Consider the following 2,225-nt stretch of genomic DNA (forward strand, 5'->3'; position numbering starts at 1 on the left):
GCGACCTCCGGCGTGACAGGCCGGCATTCTAACCAACTGAACTACCGGTCCGCATTTTCCAACTGCGACTTGCAACACGTGAACCCGAGCACTACGAAAACGCAGTGGTGGGTGGTACAGGGTTCGAACCTGTGACCCCCAGCTTGTAAGGCTGGTGCTCTCCCAGCTGAGCTAACCACCCGTGGTCACGTGGCGCTGCATTCTACCTGTGACCGGTTGAAAGTCAACAGCTTTTCACCCCGCCTTTCTCCATCCGGATCATCCACTTGCGCCAAGCCGCCGCACCACGTGGCCGGCAGCTTCGTCGATCAATGTCGACTGCGTGTGCGCAAGGCGTTTGGGCACCTGCCAGTCATGGTCTCCGCCGTCCATGAAGTGGCACTCGACCTGCACCGGCAGCTCGTACCCTGCGACCTCGTCACGTCGCCCGAACGGATCGCGGGTTCCCTGAAAAAGCACTATCGGGCAGCGGATCTCCGGCCAGTGATCGAGCCGCAAGCGGGTGGGCTTGCCGGGGGGATGGAACGGGTAACCGAACAGGACCAGCCCCGCCAGGTCGACCCGGGTCGCCAGCAGGCTAGCGACCCGGCCACCCATCGACTTCCCGCCGAACCACAGCGGCGTGTTCTCATCCAGTTCCGTCAGTATCCGACGCCACTCATCGAGCTCGTCCATCAACGTCTCGACCCTGGGTGGAGGCCGGCGCCTGCCACTCCGATGCACGGCGGTCATGTAACCGAACTCCCCCGCCACGACCTGGATACCGCGCGCGGCCAGCCGCCGACGCAGCCGAGCCAGGAACTCGGAATCATGGCCCGCGCCCGCACCGTGACAGAGGACGAGGCGCGCGGACGTCGGCGCGCTCCCCTCCACCGCGAATCCGCCCAGGGCGATCTCATGGCGCGAGCCATCGCCCGTCGCCAGCGCCTTGCGCAGCCTTTCGCTATCCTGAGTCGGCACTGTCACCGTAGCGGCCCCCGTCTTGACCTATCGGATAAAAACGCGCCACCCCGGCTGCTGGCCGACGATGGCGCTGCCGGCACTCCCATCGGATGGCTTTTGTGCGTAGGATGACAAAACCTGATCGATCGGTCAGGTTCGATCGAACCAACGACAATAACCAGGACGAACCATGACGCTCAACGTTCTCGTCATCGGCGCCGGCATGGGTGGACTCACCGCAGCGCTGGCCCTGCAGAAATCAGGACATCGGGTCCAGGTGGTCGACCGGGTCCCCGAGCTGCGCCCGGTAGGCGCCGCCATCTCGGTCTGGTCCAACGGCGTCAAGATACTCAAGGCCCTGGGGGTGGGTGACGCCATCGAGCAGGCCAGCGGCCGCATGGACGCCATGGCCTATCACGACCAGGACGGCACCCCACTGACCCGGTTCAGCCTTCGGCCGCTCTACGATGACGTCGGGCAGCGCGCCTGTCCCATCGCCAGAGCGACGTTGCAGCAGGTACTGCTGGACGCCGTCGGCCAGGCCAACGTCACGCTCGGCCTGGCTTGCGTCGGCTACCAGGTGAACGACGACGGCGTCACCGCCGAATTCGCCGATGGCTCGACGCGCCGGGCAGACCTGATCGTGATCGCCGACGGCACGCACTCCAGGCTGCGGGAACGGGCGCTCGGTCGTGCCGTGGCGCGTCGCTACTGCGGCTACGTCAACTGGAACGTGCGGGTCGCCGCCACCCCCGATCTCGCCCCGCTCAACCAGTGGGTGCAGTATGTCGGCAATCACCAGCGCGTCTCGATGATGCCGATGAGCGGCGACCCCGCTACCCCGGAATTCTACTGCTTCTTCGACGTCCCCTTGCCGATCGACACGCCAAGCGACCCCGCCCGCTATCGCGACGAGCTCGGCGAGATAAAGGCGAAAACCGACAAGGACGGCAAGGTCAGCATCACCTGGCCGGAAGCGGGCATGTACTGGATGGAAGCCGAGCTGACCACCGACAAGGGCGTCAGCAAGCCGGCTACTGCGCGCCGCGCCAGCTACAGCGCAACGCTGGAAGTGCTGGCGCAGTGAGGAGCGGGCAGCGCTGAACCGAACCGGCGGGCGCCCTGCCGGTACCTCGCCAGGCCTGCGCCCGGAAACCGGCCGGGCCTTCCTGCCTTCGCTGGAGCCCCACCTTGCCATCGCCTCTGGCCACGCGCCCGCACCCTTGCCTGTTCCTGTTCGCCTGCCTGGCGCTCGCCGCGGCGCTGCTGCATTGGCAGCCGCC

General features: G+C 66.3%; 2 protein-coding genes and 1 tRNA gene. 1 reads left to right on the forward strand and 2 read right to left on the reverse strand.

All coding sequences use genetic code 11. The features are described from left to right. Positions 1–105: 105 nt before the first annotated feature. Both AC3AYF_RS20320 and AC3AYF_RS20325 read right to left on the reverse strand, forming a co-directional pair. A tRNA-Val gene (locus tag AC3AYF_RS20320) sits at positions 106–181 on the reverse strand. 77 nt (positions 182–258) lie between these two features. After that, on the reverse strand, positions 259–966 hold the full coding sequence (locus AC3AYF_RS20325) for an alpha/beta family hydrolase (protein WP_295041191.1): 708 nt from the start codon (positions 964–966) through the stop codon (positions 259–261). A 166-nt stretch (positions 967–1,132) separates the two neighbouring features. Between AC3AYF_RS20325 and AC3AYF_RS20330 the strand changes: the two genes are divergently transcribed. After that, positions 1,133–2,029, forward strand: a complete 897-nt coding sequence (locus tag AC3AYF_RS20330) for an FAD-dependent monooxygenase (protein WP_295041190.1) — start codon at positions 1,133–1,135, stop codon at positions 2,027–2,029. Positions 2,030–2,225 lie beyond the last annotated feature (196 nt).

It is taken from the genome of Salinicola sp. (genome assembly GCF_982684285.1).